General features: G+C 39.0%; 17 protein-coding genes. 8 read left to right on the top strand and 9 right to left on the bottom strand.

Going from position 1 to position 23,593, the window contains the following annotated elements; translation table 11 throughout:
- Positions 1–105 precede the first annotated feature (105 nt).
- A complete protein-coding gene (locus PSR9079_RS00280; RefSeq protein WP_149979993.1) occupies positions 106–1,488 on the top strand; it encodes a Na+/H+ antiporter NhaC family protein in 1,383 nt (460 codons plus the stop codon).
- Between the two features lie 78 nt (positions 1,489–1,566).
- Here PSR9079_RS00280 and PSR9079_RS00275 read toward each other — a convergent pair whose 3' ends face one another.
- Positions 1,567–1,983, bottom strand: a complete 417-nt coding sequence (locus PSR9079_RS00275) for a type 2 periplasmic-binding domain-containing protein (RefSeq protein WP_310736407.1) — start codon at positions 1,981–1,983, stop codon at positions 1,567–1,569.
- A gap of 10 nt (positions 1,984–1,993) precedes the next feature.
- Positions 1,994–3,073, bottom strand: a complete 1,080-nt coding sequence (locus PSR9079_RS00270; RefSeq protein WP_392352553.1) for a porin — start codon at positions 3,071–3,073, stop codon at positions 1,994–1,996.
- A 446-nt stretch (positions 3,074–3,519) separates the two neighbouring features.
- On the opposite strand from PSR9079_RS00270, the gene PSR9079_RS00265 reads away from it, so the two are divergent.
- Positions 3,520–5,700, top strand: a complete 2,181-nt coding sequence (locus PSR9079_RS00265; RefSeq protein ID WP_145234339.1) for an OsmC domain/YcaO domain-containing protein — start codon at positions 3,520–3,522, stop codon at positions 5,698–5,700.
- Positions 5,701–5,780: 80 nt separating this feature from the next.
- On the opposite strand, the gene PSR9079_RS00260 is transcribed toward PSR9079_RS00265, so the two are convergent.
- The 3 genes from PSR9079_RS00260 to PSR9079_RS00250 all read right to left on the bottom strand — a co-directional run bounded on the left by PSR9079_RS00260 (position 5,781) and on the right by PSR9079_RS00250 (position 9,952).
- Positions 5,781–6,185 (bottom strand): DUF1801 domain-containing protein, encoded by a 405-nt coding sequence (locus PSR9079_RS00260; protein ID WP_149979992.1) that lies wholly within the window; start codon positions 6,183–6,185, stop codon positions 5,781–5,783.
- Positions 6,186–6,335: 150 nt separating this feature from the next.
- Positions 6,336–6,926 (bottom strand): DUF1287 domain-containing protein, encoded by a 591-nt coding sequence (locus PSR9079_RS00255; RefSeq protein WP_149979991.1) that lies wholly within the window; start codon positions 6,924–6,926, stop codon positions 6,336–6,338.
- 146 nt (positions 6,927–7,072) lie between these two features.
- Entirely contained in the window at positions 7,073–9,952 is a 2,880-nt protein-coding gene (locus tag PSR9079_RS00250; protein WP_149979990.1) for an insulinase family protein, read from the bottom strand.
- Between the two features lie 154 nt (positions 9,953–10,106).
- Between PSR9079_RS00250 and PSR9079_RS00245 the strand changes: the two genes are divergently transcribed.
- Positions 10,107–10,526: an MAPEG family protein gene (locus tag PSR9079_RS00245; protein ID WP_149979989.1), complete on the top strand. Its 420-nt coding sequence runs from the start codon at positions 10,107–10,109 to the stop codon at positions 10,524–10,526.
- A 50-nt stretch (positions 10,527–10,576) separates the two neighbouring features.
- On the opposite strand, the gene PSR9079_RS00240 is transcribed toward PSR9079_RS00245, so the two are convergent.
- Complete coding sequence (locus tag PSR9079_RS00240; RefSeq protein ID WP_149979988.1) at positions 10,577–11,320, bottom strand: peptidylprolyl isomerase; 744 nt, start codon at positions 11,318–11,320, stop codon at positions 10,577–10,579.
- Between the two features lie 263 nt (positions 11,321–11,583).
- Here PSR9079_RS00240 and PSR9079_RS00235 point away from each other — a divergent pair, with 263 nt between their 5' ends.
- Both PSR9079_RS00235 and ushA read left to right on the top strand, forming a co-directional pair.
- The gene (locus tag PSR9079_RS00235; protein WP_145234351.1) at positions 11,584–11,781 is read left to right on the top strand and encodes a hypothetical protein; all 198 of its coding nucleotides are present in this window, start codon (positions 11,584–11,586) and stop codon (positions 11,779–11,781) included.
- A 77-nt stretch (positions 11,782–11,858) separates the two neighbouring features.
- Positions 11,859–13,493: a bifunctional UDP-sugar hydrolase/5'-nucleotidase UshA gene (gene ushA, locus PSR9079_RS00230; RefSeq protein WP_149979987.1), complete on the top strand. Its 1,635-nt coding sequence runs from the start codon at positions 11,859–11,861 to the stop codon at positions 13,491–13,493.
- A gap of 78 nt (positions 13,494–13,571) precedes the next feature.
- On the opposite strand, the gene PSR9079_RS00225 is transcribed toward ushA, so the two are convergent.
- Complete coding sequence (locus PSR9079_RS00225; RefSeq protein ID WP_149980375.1) at positions 13,572–14,519, bottom strand: hypothetical protein; 948 nt, start codon at positions 14,517–14,519, stop codon at positions 13,572–13,574.
- Complete coding sequence (locus PSR9079_RS00220; RefSeq protein WP_179959128.1) at positions 14,512–15,408, bottom strand: PhnD/SsuA/transferrin family substrate-binding protein; 897 nt, start codon at positions 15,406–15,408, stop codon at positions 14,512–14,514. The genes PSR9079_RS00225 and PSR9079_RS00220 overlap by 8 nt, the downstream gene beginning before the upstream one ends.
- A 221-nt stretch (positions 15,409–15,629) precedes the next feature.
- Here PSR9079_RS00220 and PSR9079_RS00215 point away from each other — a divergent pair, with 221 nt between their 5' ends.
- From PSR9079_RS00215 to PSR9079_RS00205, 3 genes are all read left to right on the top strand, one after another.
- Positions 15,630–16,496 (top strand): S1/P1 nuclease, encoded by an 867-nt coding sequence (locus PSR9079_RS00215; RefSeq protein WP_149979986.1) that lies wholly within the window; start codon positions 15,630–15,632, stop codon positions 16,494–16,496.
- 27 nt (positions 16,497–16,523) lie between these two features.
- Positions 16,524–19,700, top strand: a complete 3,177-nt coding sequence (locus PSR9079_RS00210) for a TonB-dependent receptor (RefSeq protein WP_149979985.1) — start codon at positions 16,524–16,526, stop codon at positions 19,698–19,700.
- Positions 19,701–19,975: 275 nt separating this feature from the next.
- Positions 19,976–23,053, top strand: a complete 3,078-nt coding sequence (locus PSR9079_RS00205; protein ID WP_149979984.1) for an outer membrane beta-barrel protein — start codon at positions 19,976–19,978, stop codon at positions 23,051–23,053.
- Positions 23,054–23,116: 63 nt separating this feature from the next.
- On the opposite strand, the gene PSR9079_RS00200 is transcribed toward PSR9079_RS00205, so the two are convergent.
- The gene (locus PSR9079_RS00200) at positions 23,117–23,548 is read right to left on the bottom strand and encodes a MarR family winged helix-turn-helix transcriptional regulator (protein ID WP_149979983.1); all 432 of its coding nucleotides are present in this window, start codon (positions 23,546–23,548) and stop codon (positions 23,117–23,119) included.
- Positions 23,549–23,593: the final 45 nt, after the last annotated feature.

The raw sequence follows: 23,593 nt of genomic DNA, 5'->3' as shown, positions 1-23,593 counted from the left end.
GCAAAAGCAGTGACTTGGAATATCAGCCGTTGGGCTAACATTCTTTGTTTTTGTTAAGCAGTTTGAGCCAATTACTCAAATGCTTTTTATTTTGTGAATACTTAAATGCTCGAACCTTCTGCGTTAAGTCTTGTGCCGCCAGTTGTAGTGGTGGTTTTGGCGATCGTGCTACGTCGTCCTATTTTATCTTTGCTGATCGGTGCCCTTGTTGGCCTTGCTATGCTAAATCCTGTTGAAATGCTTAGCAACTTTGCTGCGGCATCGTTAAAAGTAATGGTAGATGAAACAATCGGCTGGCTTATTTTAGTGTGTGGTGGCTTTGGTGCGTTAATCGCATTACTAGTGCGAACCGGTGGTGCAGCAGCATTTGGTAGTTTTGCGCTGCGTTTTTGTAAAGGCCCACGCTCATCTTTACTCATGACCTTTTTACTTGGTATCGTTATTTTTATTGATGACTACCTCAATGCGCTTACCGTGGGTGAAACCATGAAACGCATTACCGATAAATTCAAAATTAGCCGTGAGATGCTTGCTTACGTAGTTGACTCTACCGCAGCGCCAATTTGCGTATTAGTACCACTGTCTACATGGGCAGTATTTTTTGGTGGCTTATTGGTTGATAACAACATCGCCGTCGAAGGCCAAGGTATTGCCGTGTATATTCAAGCAATCCCCTATATGCTGTATGCATGGTTTGCCGTGTTACTTGTGCCATTAGTGGTACTTGGTGTTATCCCTTTATTTGGGCCGATGAAAAAAGCCCAATTACAGGCAATTCAAGAACAACCGCAAGTAGATCCTGCACAGTACAACGAAGTGCAAACTGCCGATGAATACGCAGTAAAAGCCGTTGAAGAAAGCTTTGAAAGCGCAGACAGCCACGGCAAACTGTACAACTTTTTACTGCCTATTTTATTGCTCGTTGCGTTCACTGTGTATTTTGACATTGATGTATACAAAGGGTTATTAGCGACATTCGCCGTGACGCTTCCATTTTATATGCTGCAAAAGCTAATGCCATTTGCCGAAATGATTGAAAAAATGCTCGATGGTTTTAAAAGCATGTTGCCAGCAATAGGAACTGTGATCGCCGCATTTATTTTTAAAGATGTGTGCGACCAACTACTATTACCACAGTTTGTAATTGATTCCTTAAGCCCATTCATGACCGCAGGCTATTTACCTGCAGTGGTGTTTTTAGCAATGGCAATTTTGGCGTTTGCTACAGGCTCAAGCTGGGGTATTTTTGCGGTAACAATTCCTATTGTGATGCCTCTGGCAGTCGCGGTTGATGCAAATATACCGCTGGTGATTGGTGCGCTGTTATCTGCCTCATCATTTGGTAGCCAAGCATGTTTTTACTCAGATTCAACTGTCCTTGCAGCCCAAGGTTCAGGCTGTAACTTAATGAGTCACGCAATTACTCAATTGCCCTATACACTCATCGCAGCTGCCTGTGCATTTGTCGGGTTTTTAGTGATTGCTTAAGGTGCATAAATCTAAAAAAAATCGATTACAGTTTTCTGTAATCGATTTTAACGTTTTGCGTTTTTATCTAAATTATTACTAAAACTTCCCAACCGATTTCACTGAATCGGTTAGCGATGCAGCATTAATGTAACCAATCATACTTGGATTTTTACCTACTAAATCAATTACCTCTGCATCATTAGTCACTTCTTTAGGAGGCGAGCCTTTACCTGTAAAAATAAGCTTTGACCAGTATGCTTTTAACTGGCTACCTGATTTTGATAAAACATTCGCATCAAACTCTTGGCGTGCTGTAGAGGCTTCCTCTTGATTCAATGGAACAGCTTGATTGCCATCAGAAAATGATTTGGCCTTGCCTAAAAAGAGCTTTGAAATCTCAGATTGATCAAAACTACTATTATTTGTAGGATGAACAACAACAACTACTTCCGCGTTTACTGAATAACAACTAAGCAATAAAAGTGGTAAAAGTATCTTTTTTAACAACATCATAGCGTATTCCTTAAAATACCAAGTCAATGCCAAGTGTGATCGACTCACTATCACCTGCAACAGCTAAATCAAATGATTTATCATTCACTTTATCAAACTGGACTTTAAAAGCCGCTGAAGAATGAAAATCCCAGCGTATTCCGACTGACGTTGTATTGTGCTGTTCACCATCATCGGCATCTTCTTTAAATTGAGAGTAAGAAACATAAGGAGTAATTGTGTCTAAACGGTAACCTAGCGTAATCATTGAAGTGTCAAGGTTGCCATTCAAATCCAACCGGTTTAACTCTGTTAATATAAATAAACTTTCAAAGTCTAAGTTAACTGCAACACCATAAAACTTACCTGTACGGCTAGTTTCACCGTCAAATAATACTCGCTCACCACTACGGTAGCGCTCATTTTTGTAAGTCATATGGGTTAATCTAACTTCGAACCACTCTTTATTTAATTGCAATACCCCACCTAACATATCACGCCAAATTTCACGTGTTGGCTCTTTGAAAAAAAACTCACTAAGGAGCTTATTTTCTGTATCATCCTCTTCTCCATAATAAAGGTTGCCCATTACAGACCAATCACCAATTTCACCGCTGTATAGTGCATTTACGCCGTTGTAGTTAAATATTTGCCACGTATAATTATCCGCAGGCGGACGCATCCATACATAGGCGTAACCTACATCATAAAAATCCGAATAATAAAACAGGGGCAATCGTTTTTTACCTGCTTGAACAGTCCAATTTTCATTAATCTCATATGAGAGATAAGCCCATTCAATTTTTGCATCAAAATCATTAGCGCCTCGAGCAACTAGTTGGCCTGTCACCGATAGTCCATCAGCTAAATCAGCGCTAATTTGTAGCCCAAATAAGCTCTCTGGTTTAAACGAAACATCTTCGTCGTAAGACGATACTATTGGATAATCGGCCAAAAAAGTAGGTGGTATATCGTACTGCGGGACCCCACTTCCAGATAAAACTTTACCAGCATTAATACTAGTAAACCCTGATAAGTTGATCTCGCCATAAGAAGCACCTGTAAACAGGATGCAATTTACAGTTAATAACCAATACAGCTTTTTCATCATCTGCGTTACCTTATGATATTAGTCTTTTGCAATATGCATTATTAAAGTTAGACCACAGATGAAAATTTTGCCTACTACACCTAAGCTTCCGCCCCAAATTAATTACAAAACAACAACAAAATTAAAACATCAGTGATAATCGATTTAATTAATTAGTACTAAATTATTTGGAGTTCACGACCTTTTCTACCTCTTACTGTAAAAACTTTAGGCTTACTCTGAGTATAAAGTTTACAGCCTCATAAAGAGTTCAAAACCAGCGAACCACGTGACTTTTACCAATTTATGCGCTGCAAATAGCATTTATTTTAATTAACCTCGACTATTACTTGTATGTGCTCCCTTAAAAAGCGGATAATTGCAGCTAAATGAAAATACACTGACAAAGTCTGGCGCAAACACCTATTGGCCTTACTTATTAGTGCGCACGAAGGTGGACCAACTCAATGGAAATTAAAGTTAATTTTCTCGATAATCTTAGATTAGAAGCTAAGTTTGACGATTTCTCAGTCATTGCGGATCAACCAATCCGTTATAAAGGCGATGGCTCTGCGCCAAGTCCGTTTGACTACTTTTTAGCATCTTCGGCTTTATGTGCTGCGTACTTTATTAAAGTGTATTGTAATGCCCGTGATATCTCGACTGACGGTATTCGTGTTGCGCAAAACAACATTGTTGATCCTGAAGATCGCTATAACCAAATCTTCCAAATCCAGGTTGAACTCCCTGAAAGTATTTCTGAAAAAGACCGCACCGGCATTTTACGCTCTATTGATCGTTGTACCGTAAAGCGTGTAATTCAAACCATACCTGAATTTAAAATTGATGCCGTAGAGAGCTTAGATAACGACGCGCAAGCCATGTTAATGGCAAAATCAGCAGGCAGCGAAAACACCTTTATTTTAGGTAAAGATTTACCGCTTGAGCAAACCATTGCTGATATGACTGCGATTTTGGCTGACTTAGGCATGAAGATTGAAATTTCATCATGGCGTAATATTGTACCAAACGTCTGGTCATTGCATATTCGTGATGCTGCATCACCGATGTGTTTTACCAATGGTAAAGGCGCCAGCAAAGAAAGCGCATTATGTTCAGCCCTTGGCGAGTTTATTGAACGTTTAAACTGTAACTTTTTTTACAATGACCAGTTCCTTGGTGAAGAAATTGCCAACAGCGAATTTGTTCATTACCCGAACGAAAAATGGTTTCAGCTCACTGATGATGACTCACTACCAGAAGGTATTTTAGACGACTATACCTTGAGCATTTACAACCCTGAAGATGAGCTGTGTGGCTCGCACCTTATCGACACTAACTCTGGTAATGTTGAGCGAGGTATTTGCTCGATTCCATATGTGCGTCACTCTGACGGCGAAACTGTATACTTTCCATCAAACTTGATTGAAAACTTGTTTTTAAGTAACGGCATGAGTGCGGGTAATAACTTTGCCGAAGCCAAAGTACAATGTTTATCTGAGATTTTTGAACGTGCTGTTAAACGCCAAATCATCGAGCAAGAACTGGTATTGCCAGACGTACCAGAAGCTATACTTGCTAAATATCCTAGTATTGTTGCCGGTATTAAAGGCTTAGAAGAGCAAGGCTTTCCGGTTGTTGTAAAAGACGCATCTCTAGGCGGGCAATTCCCTGTCATGTGCGTAACGTTAATGAACCCGAAAACCGGTGGCGTATTTGCTTCATTTGGTGCACACCCAAGTTTTGAAGTCGCCCTTGAACGTAGCTTAACAGAGCTATTACAAGGTCGCAGCTTTGAAGGTTTAAACGACGTACCTAAACCAACATTCAACAGCATGGCAGTATCTGAACCTGAAAACTTTGTTGAACACTTTATTGATTCAACCGGTAAGATCTCATGGCGCTTTTTCAGTGCTAAACACGATTATGACTTTGTGGAATGGGATTTTTCAGGTACTAACGAAGAAGAAACAGCTAGCTTATTTGGTATTTTAAAAGCCTTAGGTAAAGAAGCTTATATTGCTGAATTTTCAGACCTTGGCATCGCATGCCGTATTTTAGTGCCTGATTATTCAGAAGTTTACCCTGTCGAAGACTTAATTTGGGATAACACCAATAAAGCCCTTAAATACCGTGAAGATATTTTAAATCTGCACAGTTTAGATGAAGACCAACTTGCCGACTTAGTTGAGCGCTTAGAAGACAGCCAGCTTGATAATTACATCGATATCATCACCTTAATTGGCGTTGAGTTTGACGAAAACACCGTGTGGGGTCAGTTAACTATTCTTGAGCTTAAGCTGCTAATTTATTTAGCATTAGGCGATTTAGAAGCGACCATGGAACTGGTTGAAACCTTCTTACAGTTTAACGATAACACTGTTGAACGCGGGTTATTCTACCAAGCAATGCACGCGACTTTAGAAGTTGCGCTAAATGATGACTTAGAAATTGAAGACTACATTCACAGCTTCACCCGCATGTTTGGCCAAGAAGTAATGGATGCAGTCGTCGGCTCTATCAATGGTGATGTGATGTTCTACGGTTTAACTCCAACCAATATGCAACTTGAAGGGTTAGATCGTCATCAGCGTTTGATCGACAGCTATAAAAAACTGCATGGTGCTCGCGCTGCAAGAGCCAAATAACTATTGTCAGCGCGAGATTTGCGGAGGCGGGAGTTTATATCGCGCTGTTGCTCTTTCTGCCGGACAATAACTTCTTAAATTTAAGCACCTAGCAATGGCAGGTGCTTTATTTTTTTATAGCGCAAAGCCAACGATATACAATGGGCTAGCTCTTTAACTGGCACGGTTTGATTAAGCTTAAACACCAAAGCACGGTTACCTTCATAGCTAAACGTATCACCATAAAGCTCTTTGAAGGTTTCAATAAGTTTAGTTTTACAGTTAAAGTAAATACAAAATTGCTCAGCTGATTTTGGTTTGTGATCAAAACGAATGGTAGTGCCTATTTTTGAAATATAACTCGGCTCTCCCCACTTGAGTGTTTCTTCAAGTTCAGTGATGCCATCCTGCACAGCTACCTGCAAAATCAGACTTCTGATCTCATGTAATACAACCGCGATATTTTCAGGGTACGTCGTAAATTTTTGTTTAACACTCTGATGCATTTAACGCTCCTTAAAGAGTCGTAAAATTAGGCTATTTCGTTAACTCAAGTATTTTTACTTTGTTTATCTGTGCTGAGTAAATTTTGCCCTGCCACTTCGGCTTTTTAGCTAACCATGCCGGCTTTTCTGAATGTTTCCAGATACCCGCAATCAATTAACGGCTGGCTCATACCGATAATGGCCGGTGATCTTATAACGAAACAGTACATCCTCAAGTTGCGGCCCTGCGCCTATGTTATGCACTATTAATGGGGTTTTGTTATCTGCAGTGTATGTATCTACCACGATACCGATATGCGGCAAATTGCCCGGCAGCATCCACGTGACAATATCGCCTGCTTTATAGGTCTGAGCATTATTAGTTATGGGCAGTACTGTAGCGTGGCGTTTAAAAAAAGCCTGTAAATTAGGCACGCGACGATGATCAATATTACTATCGGGTTTAGTTAGCCCCCATATTCTTGTTGATGGATAGACTGAAAAATTATCGCGCATATCTTCATGAACTAACTTTTGTAAATCGATACCCAGTGCTCGGTAGCTGCGAATAATCACATCTGTGCATACGCCAATATTGGCAGGTACATCGCCATTTGGATAGGCAATGCGGTGATAAGCGCCGTCATAGCGCACGCTTTGTGTTGTTCTATCATTTGCAGCGTTTACAAAATCAACAGCAAATGAGTTGGCTAAGCTATAAAAAGGGCTTAGCAGTAGCAATATGCACACTATTTTATTCATCAAAATCCTAGCGGTTTGAGCTGTTCCTTTTTTATATAGTTACACTGTACGTACATTTTGTAAATTATTTAAAAGATAATGATTCATAAAAAAGCCCAAGCAAATCGCTTGGGCTTTAATCTTTTTCAACGCTTCAATGTGCTAAATTACTTTTGCAATTTAATGCCATTAAAGTGCGCTTGTAAGTCTGTTACCAATGTTTGTTTTGGTAAATCTGCAAACGGTTTGTCGGCAAATTTGCTACCACGAAGCTGTACGTTTAAACGCGCAGCTTGTGGGTTTAACATAGTTTGCTGGTAGTAGTCTTTAATATCTGCAAGCGTGACTTTTTCAACTTCAGCGATTAACTTATCCTTTGAATCAAAATCAAAGTTTTCACGATACCAATCGCCAATCAGTGGGCCCATTTCATCGCTAAGATTTTTAGGCTGCTGTTTAAGCGACACTAATACGGCATTTTTAAGCTGCTCGAAGGTTTCTTCACTCATGTTATCAAGCTCTACTGCATATTGCATTTTGAACTCTTCAAAACGCGCTTGCATGGTTTTTACATCTTTTACTGGGGTTTGAATAAACAAGCCAATCGCTGAGTAATCTTCAATAGGCCGTGCTAAACCACCAACCGCATATGCTAATTGCTCTTCAGTACGTAACTTGTCAAACGCGACGGTGCTAAAGTGACCTTGTAAGACTTGCGCTTGCGCTTTTTGCTTATAGCCTGCAATCGGGTGTACGGTCATATCAATGATAGCTACATCAGCCACATCAATATCTTTTTGCAATACAATCGTTTCGCCTGGTTGCGGTAACCACGCTTTACTGCGCGCAAATTCAGTGCTTTTATGCGCCGCTGGTAAAACTGCCGTTAACTCTTTAGCTATCGCTTCAACATCTGATTGGTTATAGTTACCATAAGTGAACACCCGCATTTCGTTATTAGCAAAGGTATGCTGTTTAAGCTGCTCAAAATCTGCAATGCTTAATGCTTTTGCCGTATTGATCAGTGCATCGGTGTCAAAGCTGCCAGTTCGTATTAATTTAGAATACTCACCAAACGCTTGATAATAAGGGAATTGTTTTTGGGCGTTTAATAAATCACGTTGGTAACGATCAAGCGCTTGAGCAAAACCTTGCTCAGTTACTTGCACATCAATATTTGTCAGTGCTTGCGCGAGTAAAACATTTTGTTTATCGGTAAAACCACTCATTGAAAGGATAAGTCCGTTACTTGCTTCAAGGCCAACACTCATACCTGCCACGGCAGCTTCGGTACTTAGCTTGCTTTGTTGTAAGTTAAATAAGTCAGACCATACTGAATAAAGTACTTTAGCTTTGATATCCGTCAGAGCATCTGGGGTATTTAAGTAAACTTCGACCAAACCTTTCGGTTGCTCGGCAAAGTTTTGACTCGCTTGACGCCATACTTTTACGCCATTTTTATCATATACCAGCTTAGGGTGTTTTTGCTCTGCAAATTGTGCTGTTTTAATCGCAAAACTCTCAGGTAATAAACGATTTACCGTAGGTAATGCTAAGGCAAACTGACTAGGCTTACTCCAGCTGGCAATTTCAGCATCACTGATATCTTCAATGCGGTATTTACCATCGTAAAAATGCAATTGTGAATCGGTTTCTTCTTGCTGTGAGGTATACCAAATACGTAGAGTATCAGCATTGAGTTGCGCAAGTACGTTGTTGATCGCAGCGGCATCAAACTTAGCATAATAAAAAGGCGCATTAATAACGTGGTTTAGTGGATAATCTTGCATGCTACCAGTTAAATTACTGACATAGCCAAATTCATCGCCTTTTTCTAAAAATTGAAATTCATTATTAAGTGAAGTGCGAATTTCATTAAAGTATTTACTATCTACACCTTCTTTTTTGATCAAATCAATATATTGCATTATTGTTGCAACGATCGTTTCACGGTTTTTCATGCCTTCATCGGTTAATTGCACATTAACCGTCAGCGCACCGTAATTACCATATTGGGTTGGTGCTGCCCCGGCTGAAAGTTGTGAAACCCAGCCTTTATCACGCAAAATTTGCGCCGGGCTACCTTGCATTTCATTGCTTAATAAGTATGCTACAAAACGGTTAGGTTTAACGGCAAACTCATTGCTGTTATCGGTAATAGTAAAATCAAGTTGTAACTCTTTTACGTCTTCATTTGGCGCGTAGTGAACGCGTTTTCCACCTACGTTATCAAAATCTAGCTTTGTGGTAACAGTTGGTTTGTCGATCTTTTTATCTTCAATATCAGCGAAGTATTTTTGTGCTTTCGCTTCCATTTCCGCAAGTGGTAGATTGGAAATCATTGCTACTTTCATAATGTTAGAAGAGTAGTATTTGTTATAAAAATCAACGGTTTCTTTATGTAGAGAGCTACCTTCTTTATCACCTAATGTTTCAAGATTACCGATTAAAAAACGATTAGCAGGATGATCGCCCATCATTTGTCGGGCAAGCTTAAACTGACCAAAAAAATCCATCTCGCGACGCATTGACCATTCGGCGTTTACTGCGTTTTTTTCTTTATCGGTGTATTCTGGGTAAAGCTTAGGGGATTTAAAAAAGTCAGCAAAACGATCCAATGCTTCATCGTAAGCATCGTTATTTACTTCAAACATGTAATTAGTAATATCTAACCATGTATAAGCATTGTGGGCGCCGCCGTTTTTAGTCATAAAATCAGAGTAACCCTTGGTATCTGGGTAACGATCTGTGCCTAAAAATAGCATGTGTTCTAAATAATGCGCCATTCCCTGCTGGCTGATTGGATCATGTAATAAACCAACACCCACACTCAATGAAGCGGCTGATTTTTCAGCAGTTGGATCCGACACTAAAATTACTTCAATCTCATTCGCAAGTTTAAGGGTTTTATATTGACGAGTATCGTTGGGACTTATTACCAGCGTATCTGAAAGTAATGACGTTTGCTGCTGTACCGCAGTGGTGGTAGTGCCGCAGCCACTTAATACTGCTAAAGCAATAGCGCTTAAAGTAATTATTTTTTTCATATTGAGAATGTGATCCATACTTATTTGTTGTTTGAATGATCGGTAAAATTCAAAACCCTTGCAATCATTTTTCTAAATACTTTGTAACACATTGTGAATTATAAAGACAAACTGCTAGGCTTAAAGCTACGTTATTTATCAAATGAGACTCTTAATGGAAAAATATGTATTACTCGCGATGTTTTCTCAGGTACTACTCACTTTTACGGTAATGGTAGTAATGGGCCGCCGCCGTTTTAGTGCGGCGCGTAACAAAACGATTACTATGCAAGATTTTGCCACTATGCAATTAAATAATGCGGGTGATGATGTACATATTGCCGGTAGAAACTTTATTAATCAGTTTGAAATACCAGTGCTATTTTTTGTAGCCTGTTTAGCTGCTTTACAGCTCAATGCAGCGGGTTATGTATTTATTACTTTAGCCTGGGGTTTTGTGATTTCGCGCGTCATTCACAGTATTATTCATTTAGGCAGCAATAGCGTAAAACCTCGCTATTATAGCTTTTTGCTTGGCTGTTTACTGGTTTTAACTATGTGGGTGTTATTAGTAATGCGGGTATTTGCACTCTAAAGCGTTACGTTTGCTATCGGGACACATAACCCGATAGCAAGTATATACCTTTAAGCTGAGCGGCGGCGTTTAAAGCCAAGCAATAATAATGGTAGTAACCAGCTCATACTGCCACTTGAGCTATCCCCATCATCAGGCTGAGTTGGAGTCGGATCGTCAATTAGCGTATTTTCTTTTGGAGATAAATTTACTGACGAATTTGGATCATCATCAAGTACCAGAACACTATTGATCGACACTAAATTAGCAATAGTCAACGTGGTATCTGCACTTGCACATTGGTCTTTAGTTAGATTAACTACCGGTATTTCACCGCAATGCACTAACGCAGAGATCTTATCAAGCACAGCATAACTATCTGCTGTAATCTGACCAAATACGGTAAAACCGCCATTTTGCTTATCTAAGTTTGCGCTATTATCTTTGAGATTAAAAAACCATTGACTTGTGGCACTATTCGCATTATTGCTTAATTTAGCCATGGCAATCGTGCCTTTTACATTCGATAATTCTGGCTCATTCACAACAGCTGGTGACGTTGTGATCGCTTTAAAATCATCGGTAAAAGTAAAGCCTCCACCTTGAATAATAAAATCCTTGATTGAACGGTGGATCACGGTTTGATTGTACGCATCACTTTGTATATAACTTAAAAAGTTCTCGACCGTTTTGGGGGTCTGTTGATCAAACAAATCAACCTTAATAGCACCTTGTGAAGTTTGCATTTCAACTACAGTTGCATGGCTTGCAAATGAGGTTGCGGTTAACAAACCGCATAGTAATAGTTTTTTCATTATTATATTTATCCTGAAGAATGTTGTGGTTATGTGAATTTAATGCAAATAGTAAAGAACTTTTGTGGAGATTACGATAGCAAAACGTACCTTTAAACAAATCAAACCGAATTGATTACATTTAAATTACATGTGGTTACAATGTGTTGTTATTCACTCACGTTATAAATAAATTTTGTTTAAAACGAAATCGTCTTAATAGCCGAGTTTATTTTGTTAGTATTATTTATAACAATAAAACACACACAACAGGATTAACAACTATGTCGTATGAAGAGCAACACATCTGTGATTTTGGTTTACACCAAGGAGAGGCGTACACTAAGTTACCGGCAAGCTTTTTAAACTGGATGGTGGGTAATAACCATGAAAAATCAGCATTAGCAGAACAAGAGTTACAGCGACGTCAATTAGCGGCGACTGGAAAGTTAAATTTCCAAGATGACATTAAAATAGAATAATTACGTTATTTTGCAATAAAACTAGTTTAAACTATGCGCTTAATAAATAGCACAACACTGACAACACGGGTCATATTATGCGCATATTACTTTCATTTTTCCTATTACTAAGCATTACTGCATGTAGTAATCATCAAACCTCCGTTCAACAAGCTGACACAGCAGATATTCACTATCTCACCATTTTACATACCAATGATAATCATGGCCGCTTTTGGCATAACGAAAAAGGTGAATACGGTATGGCTGCACGTAAAACCTTAATCGACCAGTTACGTGCTGATGCGCAGCAACAAGGTCACGCAGTGCTACTTCTATCTGGTGGTGATATAAATACAGGCATTCCAGAATCAGACCTGCAATTTGCAGAGCCTGATTTTAAAGGAATGTCATTAATTGGTTACGATGCGATGGCGATTGGTAATCATGAATTTGATAATCCACTGAGTGTTTTAAAACAACAGCAGCAGTGGGCAAATTTCCCGCTTCTTTCGGCTAATATAATTGATAAAAAAACCGGTAAAAATGCCTTCGAATCCTATAAGATTTTTAACAAACAGGGGCTGAAAATCGCCGTTATTGGTTTGACAACCACAGATACCGCTAAAATAGGCAACCCGCAGTATATCGGCGGCCTTGAATTTCAAGAGCCCGTTGCAGTAACCCAAGCTTTAGCTGAGAAAATCAAAGCACAATATCAACCGGATATCACGATTGCAATAACTCATATGGGTCATTATGTTGATGCGAATTATGGCATAAATGCCCCTGGCGATGTTACCCTTGCCCGCTCTTTACCGGCTCATACCCTTGATATGATCATCGGCGGTCACTCACAAGAACCTGTGTGCATGGCAAGCGAAAATAAAAATGACGATAACTTTAAACCCGGTATGACATGTAAACCAGACCAACAAAATGGTACGTGGATAATGCAAGCTCATGAATGGGGTAAATATGTCGGCAAAGCCGAGTTTAAACAAGAAAACGGCGTATTAACCTTATTAGATTATAAATTATTGCCAGTTAACTTATACGTTGATAAAACGCAAGCTGATGGTTCAATTAAGCCTGAGCTTGCCAACGAATACATCAAACCAGACGCTGCCTTAAAAACATTTTTAGCTGATTACCAAGCCAAAGGTGCAAAACAAATTGAAGGTGAAATTGGTTATGTTGATGCAAAGCTTGAGGGCGATCGCAATAAAGTTCGTTATCAACAAACCAACTTATCGCGCGTTATTGTGCAAGCACAAATGAATGTTGTTGGCGCCGATTTTGGTATCATCAGTGGCGGTGGCGTACGTGATAGTATTGCTGCAGGTGCAGTTAGTTATAAAGATATTTTAAAAGTACACCCTTTTAAAAATCGCATCGCGTATATTGATTGGCAAGGCCAAGAGCTTTGGGATTACCTTGAGACTGTAACTAGTTTCCCACCGGATTCTGGTGCTTATTTGCAATACCACAAATTAAGCTTCGAGCGTAACGATAATGCGCTGACTAAAGTGATGATCAACGGCAAAGCTTTGGATAAAAACAAAACCTATCGCATGAGCATTAATAGCTACAATGCATCTGGCGGTGACGGCTACCCGATACTGATAAATCATAAAGGATTTGTCAGCACTGACGAAACAGATGCACAGGCATTAAAACGCTTCTTTATTGAAAATAGTCCAGTCAAAGCCATTGAATTTGCTCCTAAATAATCAGAGCTTACCTCACACAGTTTAAGTATTAGCAGTGTGAGGTTTTTATTCTGAACTAACTCACTAACCAGGTTAAGGTTATTTGCCTATCACCTCTATATCATCTGCTTTGATATTCGATAAACCATAACTATGTAACCGTGACCGAGAGCCTTCACCATGTGCCTTAGGAGGGTAATATATTTCCTTCAGCTGTGAGTGTTCAATAAGTACCTCATCCAATGCAGCCCTAATTTCACTCAAGGTTTTTTCTAGACTGTTAGTAAAATTAGGCCGTTTACGAATAGTATGGCCAAGTTGTGTTAATCGGTAAAAATACTTATTAGCAAGTTCAATTAACTCACCCGGCACATCTTTGTTTTGATTAAGTGTCACGTCCGGATTCTCAACGCAAAACTCGATTAAAGCCAAGTAAAAACACAGTGGTTTGTTAGCTAAGCCAGCTTTTATCTCAGCGTTATCATTAATAGCCAAAACTTTGGCTTGCAAATCAATCACTAGTTTCACTTGCACATTAATCAGTGGAAGTTGCTCTACTTGTTCTTTTAATGCTAAGTGTTTCAGCGATGTTCGGTTAATAAGTTCAGCCCACTTAGAAAATAAAAAAGCCAATAATAACAATACAATAAAGGTATAAATATCGCTTGTATGCCACCAACGCGTCTCAATTAAAAATGTAATCGCAACTTTTTGATCACTTGTTTCAAGATACTCTATCCGACTTTCGCGGCCATTATTTGTTAATGCCAGTGAGACATCATTGATGGTATTAACTTGAATTGGCTGTTGTATCAATTGCATATTCAAACGTTTTAGATAACCAACAATAGCATCATGATTACCCGAGTGTTTCAAAAAACGATTTGATAAGTCTAAGCGAGGTAAATCTAGTGCAATTCGGTTTTCAATATCAGCCATTATTAAATCGTTATGTTGCGCCTGCTGCAGATAACTAGAGAGTTTAAACGTCAATAGCGCCGCACTAAAAATAAGCAGTGTCACGCCAAACAAGCGCTTATTATTCATCACGTTGCTCTCCTAAGAATTCAGCTTTACCCGCTGAACAATGCCAGTATGGTTCAACATGATTAAAATAAGTCGACACTTGCTGCTTAGATAATTGGATTAATTGAGATTGGATAGCGCACAGCAAATCAGTGTTCTCATGCTGCATTTTAAAGTACCAACGTGTGCCTATTACATTATCGCTGATTGGAGTTATATAATTTTTAGAAAAATGCGCCTGATCTGCTTCCTTCCAAAAAGAGGCTATTAAATCAACCTGTCCATTGGCTAATAACTCCCTAAGCTCATTATGTGAACTGGCGTAAGTAATTTTTAAATTTTCAAGGTTGATCCCTAAATCTTTAAACTTTTGTTTAGGTAGTATATGCCCCGATCGGCTTGTAGGATAATCAAGTAAGCCAATCCGTTTCCCCAAAAAGTATTGCTTGTTAATTTTTGGCTTTTCTTTAGCTGAAATAAAAAACGCAGTATAACTTGGAAAGCCAACCACAGGCTGGTAGTTATAGGTCGATTCAGCTTTGAAGGCTGACATAATGTTGTTTTTTGCTAAAATTAAATCAGCAATACCTTTACCAATGAACTCAATGCTATCGGCAGTACGGTAACCCCATAAAGCGATCACTTCGCCATATTGTTTTGCTACAACGGGATCTTCACACAGGTTTTGTGTTAAAGAACGAGCGACCTTTTGCGACGAGGCATAGACAATTAATTGCGATTGGTTTTCTGTTGCCCTCGTCTGACAACGACTAGATGTTTCAATTAAAGGCTTCAAGGTCCCCGTTGATGTAACCACACTCAGCTGGCCACTGAGCCAAACCAACAAAAAAAACAGTAACAAAACAGTAACAAAGAAGCTGTGTTGCAAAAGCAGCTGTTTAATTTTCAAAAGTTCAACAATCCAAAACGATTCATCCTCCTATTTGACCAATTTAAATTACTTATTACAACAAGTAATTTTACCCAAAACAGTTAAGCTTATGAATTTAAAGAACTATCAATGGGAAATTATGAATTTCTTTGAGTCCTTCCTATTTATCTCAAAATCAGGACAATTCGCGCCATAGAAGAGGCCGCTCTTGCCAAATAAGATCATTGAGGAAAACACAAATGTTACGCAAAATTACACATGGATTTAGTTATCTTTTAGTCGGCGCAGTACTTTTATCATCACAAAATGTATTGGCTTGGGGACAAAATGGCCACAGAATTGTCGGTAAAATTGCCGAAAATCACATAACAGACGCAACTAAAACAGAGCTTAAAGAACTTTTAGAAGGGCAAAGCCTAGCGCAAATTGCTACTTGGGCTGATGAAATGCGCTCTGATCCGAGTCCTTTTTGGCAAAAAAAATCTTCTCGTTGGCATTACATTAACGCGCCAAGCAACTCATCTACATTTACTCACAGCCACGATGAAAATTTAAATAAAGATAATGTAAGCAACATTCTTGAAGGGATGTATTTTGCCATCGATACATTAAAAAACAAAAACAGCTCAATAGATGCAAAACGTTTTAGCTTACGCTTTCTTGTTCATTTAGTTGGCGATAGCCATCAGCCGTTTCATGCCGGACGTGCAGAAGACAGAGGTGGTAACCGTGTTAACGTTACCTTTTTTGGCCAGCCAACCAACCTGCACTCATTGTGGGACACTAAATTAATCGAAAATGAGAACCTATCATTCACTGAATTCGCGCAGTTTATTGATACTAATAATGCAGAAATAATTGCTGAGTACCTAGCCAGTTCACCAGAGCAATGGGTAACAGAGTCACACAATTTAGCTGACAAACTATACAAGCTAAATAATGACGAGATTGGCTTTAGCTACATTTACGAAAACACACCGATTATTAAAACTCGCTTACAACAAGCCGGTATTCGATTAGCAGGATTATTAAATACGTTATTTGATAGTTCAGCAAAACCGTTAGCAAAGGCACTTAAGATGTCAGCTAACACAAACAAGCAATAAACCTTAACTTACACGGGAATCAACAAAATGAATAAGCTTCGCCTTTCGAAATTAGCTGGGGCTGTGATCCTAGCCTTAGGTGTTTCTACAAGCGTAATGGCAGCAGATACCTCATCCGCTATGCGTGGTAAAATAACTACACCTTCTGGCACTGCAGCTGCAAATGTGAAAATTAAAGTTATTCACCAACCAACTGGCACTGTAAGCGAATTAACAACCAATGAAAGCGGTACCTTTATTGCCAATGGTTTACGTGTTGGCGGCCCTTACACTGTGTTTATTGATTCAGACCAATTTACCGATACCATGCTTGAAAATATATATTTAGAACTGGGCGATACATATCGTCTTAATTCTCAGCTTCAAGCAGCTAACATCGAAAAAATTGAAGTATCAGGCTATAAAATTATTCAGCAATCTGGTGGTTCAAGCAGTACCTTTGGCGAAGATACAATCAGTAACATGCCAAGCTTTAACCGTGACATTAAAGATATTGCCCGTCTAAATCCTTTAGCAAGTATCAATGGTAATGGCGAGTTAACGTTTGCTGGTAGCAACCCTCGTACTAACGGTCTAACTGTTGATGGTATCGGTCAAAACGATGACTTTGGTTTAAATTTTGGTGGCTACCCGACGTCTCAACCTCCTGTTTCACTTGACGCAATAGAGCAAGTTTCAGTTGACGTATCGCCTTTTTCAGCTTCTAAAGGTAACTTTGGCGGCGGTACAATAAACGCCGTAACGAAGTCTGGTACTAATGAATTCAAATTTTCAGGTTTCTATGAAACATCTACACCGGATATGGCCGGCGATGTTCAAACAATTAACGAAGAAGATACTGATAAAGCCGGTTATAAAACTTATTCAACGAATAAAGTAAAACCGATTCAAACTGAACAACGTTTTGGTTTTAATGTCGGTGGCGCAGTTATTAAAGATGAACTATTTTACTTTGTAAACTACGCACAGTGGTCAAGTGAACAGGATTTAGATTATGGCTTTGAAGATTCAGGTGCAGCGAATGAATTCAATACCTCGGAAGAAAACTTTAATCGCTTTATTGCTATTTTAAATGACGAATATGGTTTAACAGACTCATTAGCAGGGGCTCCTGAAGACACCAATAAAAATTTATTGGTTAAGCTTAGTTGGAATGCCAGTGATGAGCATCGCCTAGATTTCACGTATCAATGGCAAGATGATCAAGATGAGCGTAACTTTAGTAAAGGTGGTAATAATATTGTATTGAAGTCAAATACATATGCTTATGCAACTAAATTTAATAACTTTGCTACTAAGCTTTACTCTGATTGGACTGAAGATTTTTCAACAGAAATTGGTATTGCCTATAAAGATGTAACCTCTGACAGTGTTACTCGCTCAAATTTAGGCAGTATTTCAGTAAATGAAGATGGTCGAAATGGTCCATCTTATAGCTTTGGTACTGACCAATATCGTCATGCCAACAGATCTGAAACTGAAAACTTAACCCTGACACTTGATGCAACTTATCTAATGGACGAGCACGAGATAAACTTTGGTGCTCAATATGAATCACTTCGTTTATATAACCTCTTTGCTGAGAACTCATTAGGTACATGGAAGTTTGATAGCCTAGAAAGTTTTGCAAACCGCGAAGTAGGTGCTTATGATTTCTCTTATCAAAATGCGTACACTAATAATTCAGCAGATACCGCCTATGATGTAACTCGTAGTCAATTAGCTTTATATATTGAAGATACCTTTTATTTAAATGATGACCTAGAAGTGACAGCGGGCCTTCGCTATGAGCGCTTATCATCTGATGATAAACCAACTCTTAATGAAAGCTTTCTAAACACCTATGGTTATAGTAATCAAGAAAACCTAGATGGTTTAGATATTATTCTACCTCGAGTTGGCTTTAAGTATTATGCAACTGAAGCATTAACTATCAACGGTGGAATTGGTCGTTTCCAAGGTGGCATTCCAAATGTCTGGTATAACAACTCATTTCAAAAAGATGGTATTACCCTCGTTTCTGCACCAAATAGTGTAATAAACGACTACTACCAAAATAACCCAGCAGATATCACTCAGGTCCCTGATGTTATTAAAAATTCGTTAGAGAAAGGCGCTGGAAGCACCGCTTACATTGATCCTGACTTCAAGCTACCTTCAAGTATTCGTGCCCAAGTTGGCTTTGAATATGAGTTTGATTCTGAACTATTAGGAAATGGCTTTAAATGGCAGGCCGAAATTGCTTACCACAAAAAAGAAAATGAAGCTGTATGGCATAATACCTCTATCCGTCCTATCGGTTTAGCTGCTGACGGCGAGCGTGTAATTAATGAAACCATCTACAGTGGTGCATTGAAAGATAATGTTGATATTGCAATGACTAATTCAACCGACGATGGTCGCTCTATCATTATCTCTACTGGTATTGCTAAAGAATGGGATAACGGTTTATTTGTTTCTGCAAGTTATGCTCATCAAGATGTTACTGAGTCTTCTGTTGGATCAGCGTCGCAAGCTGAAGGTAACTATAAGCATAATATTACGGCTAATCGTAATCAAGATGTGGCAGCACGTGGCTTTTATGAAGTTGAGCACAGTTTCAAAATTAACTTAGGCTACAATGCTGAGTTTATTGCCGGTTATGCGACTAAATTTAATATGTATTTTGAACGCCGTTCTGGTCGTCCATTTAGTTATACAATGAATATGTATAAAGATGCTCACTTAGGCGACACAAGTTCTTTATTTAGCAACAGTGCTTATTTGGCCTATATTCCAACGGGTGCTGATGATGCGAATGTCAATTGGGCTGATTCTGAAATGAATTGGGCACAATTAGCAGAGCGTTTAGATCGCGCAGGTATCTCTCAACGCGGCGGCATTATCGGTAAAAATACTGGAACGCAGCCTTGGGTTACCACCATGGACATCAGCATTAAACAAGAAATTCCTGGCTTTGCTAACGGCCATAGTGGCGAGCTATACCTAATGATTGATAATTTCGCTAACCTACTCAATAGCGATTGGGGTATAGAAAAGCGCTTAGGCTATTCAGACCAATCAATTTATGATTTTGGTGGTCTTGATGACCAAGGACGCTATATTATTGATAATAGCTTCGGTGGCGCTGATGTAAGAAACTATAGCCAAATAGCGAGCTCATCAACATGGCAAGCTAAGATTGGTATCAGCTACAAGTTCTAATTTTTAAAACTCTATGTAAAACCCGCTTTTAGCGGGTTTTTTTATGCATAAAGCACTGGGTTTCATACTTTTGTCATATTTAATGAGTAGATTGTCCCATGGGTACTAAATTGCTCGAAAAAACGCAGTTTTGTTCTAAACTACTTTTATTACAAATTTATGTGCAATGTAACTTATTTGTAATGAAATAATAGGGTACAATTTAGCTGCTTGGAAAATCCGAGTAAATTAATACCAAAACTAAAAAATATTACACCTTACACGGGAAATTAATAATGAAAATTCAACTACGCAAAACAGCACTTTCACTTGCTATCGCAGCTTGTGTTGGCGTAAGTGGCGCAGCGTTTGCAAATGAAACTGCATCATCTGTAAAAGGCCAAATCACAGGTCCAAATGGCAACCCAGCCACTGGTACTCAAATTACTATTATCCACTTACCTTCTGGTTCAACAAAAACAACAACAGTAAATGAACAAGGTAACTTTTCTACAAAAGGTTTACGCGTAGGCGGCCCATATAAAATCATTGTTGATTCTGATAAATATGAAGATACTCAACTTGATGATGTTTATTTAACTCTTGGTCAAACTTACCCAGTAACTGTTGCACTTCGCTCGCAACAAATGGAACAAATCGTTGTTAGTGGCGCACCAATTAGCGCTCAATCAGGCAGCACAGGTCCAGCTGCTTATTTCACTTTAGATGATTTAGAAAACAAACCAGCTATTAACCGTGACTTAAAAGATATTATTCGCGCTGATCCACGTATCTATATCGATGAAACAAACGCTGGTGCTATCAATTGTGGCGGTGGTAACCCACGTTTTAACAGCTTAACTGTTGACGGCGTTCGTATGAACGATAACTTTGGCTTAAACTCAAGTGGTTACCCTACTGAAAGAATGCCTTTCTCGTTTGATTCAATTGCACAAGTTGCAGTAGAACTTGCACCATTTGATGTTCAATATGGTGGTTTTACTTCATGTAACATTAACGCCGTAACAAAGTCAGGTACCAACGAAATCACTGGTGGTTTCTTCTATGATTATACCAATGACTCAATGTCAGGTGACTCAATTGAAGGCGAGAAACAAGAGCTTGGTGATTACTCAGAAAAACGTTACGGCTTTAACGTAGGCCTTCCTCTTATTGAAGATAAGCTATTCTTATTCACTTCTTATGAGAAGCTTGAAGGCGCACAAATTTTTAATTATACGCCATTTGCTAACGGTCGAATTGATCAAGCAACTATTGATCGCGTTACCCAAATTGCTATCGATAAATATAATTATGACCCAGGTACTATGGTACCTAGCATGCCAGTTGAAGATGAAAAAATCTTAGTTAAGCTCGATTGGAATATTAATGAAGCACACCGTGCAAGCTTTGTTTATAACTATAACGACGGCTTCAGCCTAGCCCAGTCAGATGCCGATTCTAGTGAAATCGCTTTATCTAATCATTTTTATGAGCGTGGTGCTGAGCTACAGTCTTACGTAGCATCCGTATACTCAGATTGGACCAATGATTTTTCAACTGAAGTTCGTGTAGGCTATTCAAAACTTGATAACCGCCAAAATTCACTTGATGCAGCATCAGGTTTTGGTGAGTTTAGAATTGATACTGGTGATATTGATATATACATGGGTCCTGATGACTCTCGCCAAGCGAATGTACTAAGTTATGATAACTTATCACTTAAATTAGGTGGTACTTATTACCTTGAAGACCACGAGCTATCATTTGGTTATGAGCGTGAAGAGCTTGATGCTTACAACTTGTTCGTGCAACACAATGAAGGTGAATACCGTTTTGGTTCTATTGAAGAGTTTGAAAGCGGCTTTGTAGACAGAATTTACTATGGTAACGCTTCAAGCCAAAATCCTGATGATGCCGCGGGTGAATTCAAATATGCACTGAATACAGTGTATTTCCAAGATAAGTTTGCGCTTATTGATTATGATGTAACATTTACTGCAGGTCTTCGTTATGACTGGTATACCAGTGATGATACACCAACTTATAATGCTAACTTTGAAGAACGTTATGGCTATTCAAATAGCCAAAATCTTGATGGGGTTGACTTACTGCAACCACGCTTAGGTGTTAACTGGATATATAATGATCAGTTAGAATTGCGCGGCGGTATTGGCTTATATTCAGGTGGTAACCCTAACGTATGGATTTCTAACAGCTATTCAAACGATGGTGTTCGTAATGTTCAAGTTAATCAAAGAAATATCCAAATCCTTGGTCCTGATGCAATAGCATTCAATGGCGCAGGTCAACCTGGTTACGATATTCCACAAGGCTTATATGATAAAGTAGGCCAAGGTGGTGCTGATGCTGATGTAAATGTGACGGATCCTAACTTTGAAATTCCATCAGAATGGAAATTCTCACTAGGTGGTACTTATATCACTGAAAGCGATTATGTGTTTAATGTTGACTACCTTTATACCGATAAGCAAGATTCAGCCATTGTTAAAAACTTAGCATATGAAAAAACGGGTGTAGCGCCAGATGGTCGCCCAATTTACAATGGTGGTTCGGACTTCTTGCTAACCAATGTTAAAGGCGATGATGCTTACTCGCATATTCTGTCTCTTGCAATGAACAAGTCATTTGATAATGGCATCGATTTTGCTCTTTCTTATGCATATACAGTGTCTAAAGATGTTAACCCGATGACTAGCTCTGTAGCATTTTCTAACTATCATTACGTTGCGGTGTCTGATTCTGAAAACCCAGGTGTGGCAACATCTAACTATGAAATTCCGCACCGCTTTACGATGAGTTTAGCGTATAGCCATGAGTTATTTGATGGTTACGAGACTAAGTTCAACCTATTTGGTCAAGCACAACAAACAACACCTTACTCATATGGATTTGACTCAAGATCAGGTGGTATGGGATACAACGATGCTGCTCGTCAATTATTATATGTACCAACACTTGACGACAGCCAAGTTGTTTATGGTGCAGATTTTGATCAAGCAGCCTTTAATGAGTGGGTTGAAAGCGAAGGCCTAACTCGCGGTAAAATCAATAACCGTAACAGCATTGATGGTGATTGGTGGGTTACGTTCGATTTCAAAGTTGAGCAAGAATTTATGGGCTTTACTGATGATCAAAAAGGCTCAGCATACTTTGTTATCAAAAACATCGGTAACATGCTAAATGACGATTGGGGCGTGCTGAAAAGCGGCAGCGCATTACAAAACGCTGTAACGACTGAAATTGTTAATGGTCAATACGTTTACACCAGCTTTAATGATCCAGCAGGTGCAAGTGTAGAAACTAAGCCGTCACTTTGGGAAATGCGTGTAGGTGTTAAATACACATTCTAATTTGCTAAGGTAACTTACAAATTAAATTAATTTAAAAGCCCATCTTTTGATGGGCTTTTTGTTTTATTCATCTAATTTACTAGTTAACTTATCTAAACAACTAAGCAAGGTTTGATACTCGGCTTGAGTTAAAACATCCAACAGATTCTTCTCCCACGCTAAAGCAGCTGGGGCTAATTGCTGATACAAGCCCAACCCTTGCTCACTCAACGCTAACAAGCTGGCGCGTTTATCTGCTGGATCGATTAAACTCACTACATAGTGTTTATCTATCAATGCCTTAATAGCCCGCGATACCGTGGATTTATCCATTGCTGCTTGCTCGCACAATGCTTTCGCGTTGCTTTGTCCAAACTGGGCTAAATTAAACAAAATACGCCACTGAGGAATGCTTAAATCACTTTGCTGTTGATACACGGGTGCAAACTGTTCACTCATTTTACTGGCTAAGTTAGCCAGACGATAAGGTAAAAATGTCTCTAAATCGAGTGCCATAACGGCTATGTCCTCTTAATTTACAATCATGTTTAAGTGTCCATA

The sequence above is a fragment of the Pseudoalteromonas rhizosphaerae genome, from assembly GCF_902498845.1.
Lineage (GTDB): Bacteria > Pseudomonadota > Gammaproteobacteria > Enterobacterales > Alteromonadaceae > Pseudoalteromonas > Pseudoalteromonas rhizosphaerae.
The sequence above is the reverse complement of the archived record's forward strand: the minus strand, read 5'-3'. Positions and strand labels throughout refer to the sequence as shown.

Coding starts and splice junctions, on each gene's coding strand:
- PSR9079_RS00235 (WP_145234351.1), top strand. CDS start 11,584: ATGTCGTATGAAGAGCAACACATCTGTGATTTTGGTTTACACCAAGGA.
- PSR9079_RS00215 (WP_149979986.1), top strand. CDS start 15,630: ATGTTACGCAAAATTACACATGGATTTAGTTATCTTTTAGTCGGCGCA.
- PSR9079_RS00205 (WP_149979984.1), top strand. CDS start 19,976: ATGAAAATTCAACTACGCAAAACAGCACTTTCACTTGCTATCGCAGCT.
- PSR9079_RS00255 (WP_149979991.1), bottom strand. CDS start 6,926: ATGAATAAAATAGTGTGCATATTGCTACTGCTAAGCCCTTTTTATAGC.
- PSR9079_RS00245 (WP_149979989.1), top strand. CDS start 10,107: ATGGAAAAATATGTATTACTCGCGATGTTTTCTCAGGTACTACTCACT.
- PSR9079_RS00200 (WP_149979983.1), bottom strand. CDS start 23,548: ATGGCACTCGATTTAGAGACATTTTTACCTTATCGTCTGGCTAACTTA.
- ushA (WP_149979987.1), top strand. CDS start 11,859: ATGCGCATATTACTTTCATTTTTCCTATTACTAAGCATTACTGCATGT.
- PSR9079_RS00265 (WP_145234339.1), top strand. CDS start 3,520: ATGGAAATTAAAGTTAATTTTCTCGATAATCTTAGATTAGAAGCTAAG.
- PSR9079_RS00275 (WP_310736407.1), bottom strand. CDS start 1,983: ATGATGTTGTTAAAAAAGATACTTTTACCACTTTTATTGCTTAGTTGT.
- PSR9079_RS00270 (WP_392352553.1), bottom strand. CDS start 3,073: ATGATGAAAAAGCTGTATTGGTTATTAACTGTAAATTGCATCCTGTTT.
- PSR9079_RS00225 (WP_149980375.1), bottom strand. CDS start 14,519: ATGAATAATAAGCGCTTGTTTGGCGTGACACTGCTTATTTTTAGTGCG.
- PSR9079_RS00210 (WP_149979985.1), top strand. CDS start 16,524: ATGAATAAGCTTCGCCTTTCGAAATTAGCTGGGGCTGTGATCCTAGCC.
- PSR9079_RS00260 (WP_149979992.1), bottom strand. CDS start 6,185: ATGCATCAGAGTGTTAAACAAAAATTTACGACGTACCCTGAAAATATC.
- PSR9079_RS00250 (WP_149979990.1), bottom strand. CDS start 9,952: ATGAAAAAAATAATTACTTTAAGCGCTATTGCTTTAGCAGTATTAAGT.
- PSR9079_RS00240 (WP_149979988.1), bottom strand. CDS start 11,320: ATGAAAAAACTATTACTATGCGGTTTGTTAACCGCAACCTCATTTGCA.
- PSR9079_RS00280 (WP_149979993.1), top strand. CDS start 106: ATGCTCGAACCTTCTGCGTTAAGTCTTGTGCCGCCAGTTGTAGTGGTG.